9 protein-coding genes, 1 rRNA gene and 1 pseudogene are annotated in these 7,951 nt (G+C 56.9%); all 11 read right to left on the minus strand.

Features of this window, described 5'->3' with window-relative positions:
- A 16S ribosomal RNA gene (locus EGI20_RS15365) occupies nt 1-108 on the minus strand; the annotation flags it as partial.
- A 297-nt stretch (nt 109-405) separates the two neighbouring features.
- Nucleotides 406-1,473, minus strand: a complete 1,068-nt coding sequence (gene corA, locus EGI20_RS15370; RefSeq protein ID WP_498632486.1) for a magnesium/cobalt transporter CorA — start codon at nt 1,471-1,473, stop codon at nt 406-408.
- A 1-nt stretch (nt 1,474) separates the two neighbouring features.
- Nucleotides 1,475-2,974 (minus strand): exopolyphosphatase, encoded by a 1,500-nt coding sequence (gene ppx, locus EGI20_RS15375; protein ID WP_498632487.1) that lies wholly within the window; start codon nt 2,972-2,974, stop codon nt 1,475-1,477.
- 74 nt (nt 2,975-3,048) lie between these two features.
- Nucleotides 3,049-3,759, minus strand: a complete 711-nt coding sequence (phoU, locus tag EGI20_RS15380; protein ID WP_124735607.1) for a phosphate signaling complex protein PhoU — start codon at nt 3,757-3,759, stop codon at nt 3,049-3,051.
- Nucleotides 3,760-3,830: 71 nt separating this feature from the next.
- Entirely contained in the window at nt 3,831-4,493 is a 663-nt protein-coding gene (rpiA, locus tag EGI20_RS15385; RefSeq protein ID WP_498632489.1) for a ribose-5-phosphate isomerase RpiA, read from the minus strand.
- Nucleotides 4,494-4,557: 64 nt separating this feature from the next.
- Complete coding sequence (ispF, locus tag EGI20_RS15390; RefSeq protein WP_498632490.1) at nt 4,558-5,037, minus strand: 2-C-methyl-D-erythritol 2,4-cyclodiphosphate synthase; 480 nt, start codon at nt 5,035-5,037, stop codon at nt 4,558-4,560.
- Nucleotides 5,038-5,724, minus strand: coding sequence for a 2-C-methyl-D-erythritol 4-phosphate cytidylyltransferase (ispD, locus tag EGI20_RS15395; RefSeq protein ID WP_498632492.1), 687 nt, complete (start codon nt 5,722-5,724; stop codon nt 5,038-5,040).
- On the minus strand, nt 5,721-6,437 hold the full coding sequence (dnaQ, locus tag EGI20_RS15400) for a DNA polymerase III subunit epsilon (protein ID WP_124735611.1): 717 nt from the start codon (nt 6,435-6,437) through the stop codon (nt 5,721-5,723). The genes ispD and dnaQ overlap by 4 nt, the downstream gene beginning before the upstream one ends.
- A gap of 44 nt (nt 6,438-6,481) precedes the next feature.
- On the minus strand, nt 6,482-6,925 hold the full coding sequence (gene rnhA / locus EGI20_RS15405; protein ID WP_124735612.1) for a ribonuclease HI: 444 nt from the start codon (nt 6,923-6,925) through the stop codon (nt 6,482-6,484).
- Nucleotides 6,922-7,653, minus strand: a complete 732-nt coding sequence (locus EGI20_RS15410; RefSeq protein ID WP_498632494.1) for a class I SAM-dependent methyltransferase — start codon at nt 7,651-7,653, stop codon at nt 6,922-6,924. Before EGI20_RS15410 ends, rnhA begins: the two co-directional genes overlap by 4 nt.
- A gap of 116 nt (nt 7,654-7,769) precedes the next feature.
- Nucleotides 7,770-7,951 (minus strand): annotated as a pseudogene (locus tag EGI20_RS15415) (3'-5' exonuclease); the annotation flags it as partial.

Below are 7,951 nucleotides of genomic sequence, written 5' to 3' on the forward strand. Positions count from 1 at the left end.
ACCCGTTCGCCACTCGTCAGCGGACCGAAGTCCCTGTTACCGTTCGACTTGCATGTGTAAAGCATGCCGCCAGCGTTCAATCTGAGCCAGGATCAAACTCTTCAGTTCAATCTCTATGCTTTTTTCGTACTTTGGCACGCAAGTTCAAAGAAACTTTACGTTTCCAATCTTCTTGCAGTGCGAGTGTTTGGCATCGCCAAGCACTCACACCTATCGGTTGTTCGTTCTGTTAAAGAGCAGTGCCGCGCCGCTTGTTTCGTTTGCGTCGTCAGCTGAGGAGGCGAAATATACGCACCTTGAACTGATGCGTCAACAGCCAAAACCCAAGAAAAACACCAGCTAAGCACGGAAAAACAATAAGGTACTGATTACAAAGAAAAAAGATAAACGAAAAAATCGACTGACTTACAACCAGCGCCTGCGCGAGAAACTAAATGCAATACCGGCCCCAATTAGTCCCATCACTGCCAAAACAGCAAAATACCCCCAACGCCAATGCAACTCGGGCATGTAATCGAAGTTCATGCCGTAAATACCGGCAATCAGCGTCAGCGGCATAAAGATTATGGAGATAATGGTCAGCACACGCATCTGCACATTCAAGCGATTGGACTGGATAGAAAGGTATAAATCAAGCATGCCTGCCACCATGTCGCGTGAAGCATCAAGCGACTCCAACAAGTGCAGGCAATGATCAAACGCATCCCGCAACCACAACCGGGTTTCCGGCCTGAACTGCGGCAGATCACCACGCGTCATCTGGTTGAGCATATCGCGCAGTGGCAATAAAGCGCGACGCAAACGCATACCTTCATGCTTAAGCCTGTGAATACTGCGCAATACACCGCCACTCTTGTCCGCCAACAGTTGGCGATCTATCGTCTCAACCCGGTTACCGAAGTCATCCAGCACACCAAAGTAATCATCAATCACCGCATCAATCAGGGTATAAGCCAAAAAATCGGCACCATGCAGCCGCAACATGGAGTCGGGCTTTTTCAAGCGTTCGCGCACGGCACCGAATACACCCAGCGGGTGCGGCTGAAATGTCAGCACAAAGCCCTGCCCCACCACCATATACATGGGCTCGGACTGCAAGCGGCGCTCTTCACCCGCCAGATAGTGGAATACGCGCGTTGCCAGAAACAAGTAGCCATCGTACTCCTCGACTTTCGGGCGCTGCCGTACACTGAGGATATCTTCCTGCACCAAAGGATGCAGGCCGAAGCGCTGGCCTATGGCCTGCATCAATTCCGGGTTGGCCAGGCCGTAAACATTCAGCCATAACACCTCCGCCTTGGTTTGATAGGCCAGACCTTCCGCCACACTGGAAAACAGCGTCTCGTGACACCCCTGCGGGCCATACTCGATCAGGGAAACCGACACCTCCCCATGTACCGTCGTATCCGACGGTCCCACTCTGGTAGCCTTATCCAGAATGGGGCCTTGCGTCTTAAGCTCGGGGGTGTGCATGCTATCGTCTCACCAGTTCCAGCTTGAAGCCTATTTTTTGCCACTGCGCGACATCTTGCTCGAAGGCACTAGCCGTCAATGGGTGGCTATCCAGCCATGCACCATCAAGCACCAGGGCAAAGCCCCGCGCCCGCGCCTGCAAGTCAAGCTGTGCCGGCAGATCCAGCAGCATGCGACGACGATAAAACAGCACCGCCAGCCGTAGTGCCACAACTGCATACCAGCGGTCGGGCTCTTCCACCAAGGCTTGCATCTTGCCCATGTCCCCGCGGTGCCCCAACACCAGCGTCGCAAGTTCGGACTGCTCACGACGGGAAAAACCGGGCATATCGGCATTTTGCAGAATGTAGGCCGCGTGCTTGTGATAAGCCGTATGCGCAATCGTCAAACCGATTTCATGCAACCGCGCCGCCCAGCGTAATTGCCTGAGCGTATCCGGCTCACAATCCTCTCCCGACAACTGCCGGTAGAACAGCTCGGCCAAGGACTGGATCCTGTCAGCCTGCGCCTCATCTACATGGTAACGCCGGGCAAAGGCCGCCACAGTCAGCTCACGCTGATCATGATTCCGCTGCCGCCCCATCAGATCATGCAGTACACCATCACGTAATGCCCCCTCCCCCACGCTCATGACCTCGATACCCAGTTCTTCAAAAATGGCCATCATGATCGCCAGCCCCCCCGGCATTACTGCTGCGCGGTCAGGCTTGAGGCCATTGATCGCCAATGCATCGATGCGGCCCGCACGAATAAATGCCTCGCTCAATTGCACCATGCCGCGGTGAGTAATATCGCGCACGGACCAGTCATTCAGCTCCAGCATGTCGCGTAGCGAACGCGCGGTACCGGAGGTACCGATGGCCAACTGCCACTGCTCCCGGGTATAGATATGACTAATACGCTGGATTTCATTGCGTGCGGCCAGCACTGCCGAACGCATGGCCGAGCGGGTGATTTTTCCATCGGAAAAATAACGCATGGTGTAGCTGACACAGCCCAACGGCAGACTCTCGGTCACACGGGCGCTGAACTGGCTACCCAGAATAAACTCGGTAGACCCACCTCCGATATCGACGACCAGTCGGGACTCTGGTGTATTGGGCATGGCGTGCGCAGCCCCCAGATAGACCAGGCGGGCTTCTTCACGTCCGGCAATAATTTCGATGGGAAACCCCAGCAACGCCTCCGCTTCACGCATAAACTCGGGCGCATTGCGCGCCACGCGCAGGGTATTGGTTCCTACCACGCGCACCTGAGCAGGCTCAAAGCCGCGCAAACGCTCGCCAAAACGTGCAAGACAGGCCAAAGCCCGCTGCCGTGTAGTCTCATCCAATACTTTATCCGCATCTAAGCCGGCTCCCAGCCGCACAGTCTCCTTCAAAGAGTCCAGCGTAAACAGCTGGCGGTCAAGCACACGCGCAATCTGCAAGCGAAAGCTGTTCGATCCCAGATCGGCAGCAGCCAGTACGGTATAAGGGAAGTCGCTAGGGGTGAGAGGCAAAACAACGTTCCAAAAGTGGCGGGAATAAAAAAAGCGGTAACCATGTTACCGCTTTTTTTCAGCTTTTGGCGTATCTAGCCGGCCGTCAGACCGATTTCACGCTTGATCTCTTCAATCGAGGTATGGCGTATATCCTTGCCCTTGACCAGATAGACCACATACTCGGAGATGTTTTTCGAATGGTCACCGATGCGCTCGATTGCCTTGGCAATAAACAAGGTATCGATGGACATGCTGATGGTGCGAGGATCTTCCATCATAAAGGTCATCAACTGGCGCAGCTCGGCAGTAAAGTCTTCATCCAGCCCCTTGTCTTCCTCTGCCAGCTCCAGTGCAGCGCTGGCATCCAGCCGGGCGAAAGCATCCAGCGCGCGGCGCAACATATTGACCGCGACCTCGGCCATCTTGCTTACCTCGCGAAAACGCGGCAGCTGGTAGCGCTCCGAGGTGTAAATGATCTTGCCCATGCGCGCTATCTTCTGCGCTTCATCACCGATGCGCTCCAGATCGGTAATGGTCTTGATCACCGAAATCACCATGCGCAAATCGCTGGCGGCCGGCTGACGGCGGGCAATAATGTGCTGGCAGTCCTCATCGATCGCCACTTCCAGTGCATTGACCAGCGCATCATCCACAATCACTTTGTCAAAACGCTCGATATCGCCACTAAGCAGTGCATCAATGGCGGAGAGAATCTGCTGCTCAACCAGCCCGCCCATTTGCAACACACGGGTACGAACGGTCTCCAGCTCAAGGTCGAATTGCTTGGAAATATGATCAGACATGAAAGACTCGCAACGGCAGATACAGAGGGCTGCATGCTAACAAGTCAACATGACAGCCCCATTACAGAAAATTAGCGCAAGACCTCGACACCACTCTCGCGCGCCAGCAACAAAACATCGGCACGACGGCGGGCGAACAGGCCACAGGTCACCACACCGGGCAGATGATTGATCAGCTCTTCGACTTCGACCGGCTTGGCAATGTGCATGCCGTATACATCAAGAATGATGTTGCCGTTGTCGGTCGTGAAATCCTGACGCAGTTCGGGATGGCCACCCAGCTTGACCAGTTCGCGCGCTACCAAGCTGCGCGCCATCGGAATCACCTCAATTGGCACCGGAAACTTGCCCAGTACATCCACATACTTCGAAGCGTCAGCGATGCAAATAAACTCTTGAGCCGCCGCCGCAACAATCTTTTCCCGCGTCAACGCACCGCCACCACCCTTGATCATATGCAGATAGTGGTTGATCTCGTCCGCACCATCGATATAGACCGGGATCTCGTCCACGCTATTGAGATCAAACACCGGAATATGATGTGCTTTGAGGCGTGCCGTACTGGCTTCAGAGCTGGACACCGCCCCCTTGATGCGCCCCTTCATGGTCGCAGCCAACTCTTCGATAAAGATATTTACCGTACTGCCGGTACCGATACCGATGATGGCGTCCTCGGGCACGAATTCCAGCGCTTTTCTGGCCGCAGCCAATTTCAATTGATCAGGGGTAAGCATAGGAGGCTCCGTAGCGGGTTATCTAGTCACTTCAATTATTCCACAGCCAGACATTTATGTCGTACTAATGTGCAGCCATCAGTAAACAAACCGCTTGTGCTTCTATGGCCTCACATCGTCCAAGATAGCCCAAAGTCTCGTTGGTCTTGCCCTTGATATTGACCGCACCGATATCGATCGCCAGATCCGCTGCAAGATTAGTGCGCATGGCCTCGATATGCGGTGCCAATTTCGGCTGCTGTGCAATCAGCGTGGCATCCACATTCACCACTTGCCAGCCGGCCGCCTGCACTCGCGCCAGTGCCTCACGCAACAGCACCCGGCTATCCGCCCCTTTGAAGGCAGCATCGGTATCGGGAAACAAACGCCCGATGTCGCCCAGCGCCGCTGCACCCAGCAAAGCATCGGTCACGGCATGCAGCAAAGCATCCGCGTCGGAGTGGCCAAGCAAGCCCTTATCATGCGGTATTTCCAGCCCGCCCAAAATCAAGGGTCGCCCCTCGACCAAGCGGTGTACATCGTAACCCTGTCCGATACGGAACATTCAACCCTCCTTGCTTGATGCGAGAATGGCACGCGCCAGCGCCAAATCAGCCGGATACGTGACCTTGAAGTTTTTCGCCTCGCCTTCGACGAGACGCGGCTGCAAGCCCAGCATTTCGATCGCAGAGGCTTCATCGGTGACCGCCGTCTCAGCGCCATCTTTCAGTGCGCGCAGCAATTGAGCACAACGGAACATCTGCGGCGTTTGCGCCAGCCACAAGCCCTCGCGTGATACGGTCTTGCTGACATGGCCATCGGACGTCGCACGCTTGACCGTGTCGGCCACAGGCAAAGCCAGCAAGCCGCCGATCTCGTCACCGGCCACGCGGGCAATCAGCCGTTCAACCATGGGCACAGTCAGGCAACAGCGCGCCGCATCATGCACCAGCACCCAATCATCCCCGGCAGCGCCAAGCGCAGCCAGACCGTTGCGCACACTGGCTGCACGGCTAGGGCCGCCGACCCGCAACACTTCCAGCTTGGGGATCGCCCAGTCAAAACTGTCAAACCACTCATCCTCCGGCGAAATCACCACCACGACCCGCGTAATGGCGGGCACGGCAGCCAGCACCGACAAGGTGTGCCACATCAGCGGCTTACCCAATAGCTGCAGATACTGCTTGGGACTGGGCGCACCAAAGCGGCTGCCCGATCCGGCGGCCGGCACAAGCGCAATATAAGCGCTCATGCCTGCCCCCCCGCTTCCAGCTGGCGCCACACACATACGCCCTTCACCGACTTGTCCAGCGCATCCAGATACTGCGCATGTTCAGCCAGTTCATCCTCGCTGGCGCGCAATACCGGAATGGGTTTGCGTTCGTAGTTCAGCAATTCCAGCGTCTCAAGCCCGTTCTCCTCCTGCTCGACATCCATTGCCAGGCTTTCCTGGCCACGCGTCATCCACAGATAGACTTCTGCCAGCAACTCGCAGTCGATCAAGGCGCCGTGCACCGTCCGGTTGGAGCGGTCGACGTCAAAACGGTCACACAAGGCATCCAGGCTATTGCGCTTGCCCGGAAACTGATCGCGCGCCATCACCAGCGTATCGATCACGCCCGCGCATTGCATCGCGGTCATCGGCAAACCGGCGCGTTCGAACTCGGCATTCATAAAGCCGATATCAAACGGGGCGTTGTGAATGATCAGCTCGCCATCGGCGATGAAATCGGAAATTTCAGCGGCCACATCGGCAAAACGCGGTTTGCCTTCGAGGAACTCGAGCGAGATGCCATGCACGCGCTGCGCATCCGGATCAATGGCCCGCTCCGGGTGCATATACAGATGCAAATGGCGCCCGGTCAGTTTGCGGTCGACCATTTCCAGCGCAGCAAATTCGATAATACGGTGCCCTTGCGACGGCTCAAGGCCGGTCGTCTCGGTGTCGAGAATAATCTGTCTCATGGGAAATTCCGGATGGCCGTGCTGTATCAGCCACGGCTTGTCTATCAGTGTGCCAGCGTCACGCCGCGATTGGCCAATTCGTCAGCCCGCTCGTTGAACTCATGGCCAGCGTGGCCTTTGACCCAGCGCCAGTCCACCGACAAATGCCGGTTGCGCTCGGCATCCAGTGCCTGCCACAGGTCGGCATTCTTGACCGGCGCCTTGGCGGCGGTTTTCCAGCCACGCAGCTTCCAGCCATGTATCCACTCGGAAATGCCTTTTTGCACGTATTGCGAATCGGTATACACCACGACATGGCAAGGCCGGGTCAGCGCCTTGAGCGCTTCGATCACCGCCAGCAGTTCCATACGGTTATTGGTGGTCCCCAATTCGCCGCCGCACAGCTCTTTTTCCTTGCCCTTGAAGCGCAATAATGCGCCCCAGCCCCCGGGCCCGGGGTTGCCCTTGCAGGCACCATCAGAATAAATTTCAACCTTGTCTTGCGTCATAGTGTCTCATCGTGAGGATTATCTACTGCATGGCGCCGGTCACCCAGTACCGCGAGGTTGGCCACCGGCACGCGCGCTTGCCAGCGCGGCTTGATCAGGCGCATACCGCGCTGGCGCTTGATCGCACTGAGACCATAGACCCCCGCAACCAAAGGCCAGCAACGATGGCCTACCCGCTCCATAAACTGCCAGTGGGCCAGCCAGTCCTGCCGGTCAAGCGGCGGGGCGTAGCACATGAATACGCTATCGGAGAGCTCGAACCCCAACAGTTCGAACCAGTCTTTCAAACGGGACAGGCGCAGAAAATTTCCGCTCCACGGCACCTTGCTGCGCCCCTGCAGCAGGCGACGCCCCCCCCAGGCCGAGAACGGATTGAAACCGGTCAACACCAGCCGCCCTTCCGGTACCAGTACCCGCTCGGCTTCGCGCAGCACCTGATGCGGATGGGCGGTGAAATCCAGCGTATGCGGCAATAGCAGCAAATCCAGGCTGCGGGAGTCGATAGGCAATTGCGCGGCATCACAACGTACGGCAACGGAGCCCGAATCACCGATACAGGCGCGCCATGGCATGCGGTTGGCACGCAGAAAATCATGGCCGGGTGCGCCAAACTGCAGCGCACGAAAGCCGAACGCATCGGCAACCGCCGCATCAAAATAGGCCTGTTCGCTCTGCAACAGATACTGTCCGAGCCCGCCCTCATCCAGCCAGCTTGAAAATGTGCCCATAACCGATTGCTTAAACCGCGTTAGCCGTACATGCCCCGCAGACATGCATCAGGCCATTATATCCGAAGCCGCCGCACGATCACCCGCCCCGCGGTAGCCGAGAGATAAAGGGTGTATCAGACGGATAGTCCCTGCAACCAGACTTCGACCTTGGCCGCCGGCTGCTTTTGCAACTTGCACAGCAAACCATGCGTCACCTCGGCCAGACCATAGTGTTGCTGCAAATGTGACGCCAGATAAAGTGCCAGATTGGCCGCCATTTCGGTGTCAGCCAAGGCGCGATGGGCGCGGCCGGTGT

Source organism: Aquitalea sp. S1-19 (genome assembly GCF_024343515.1).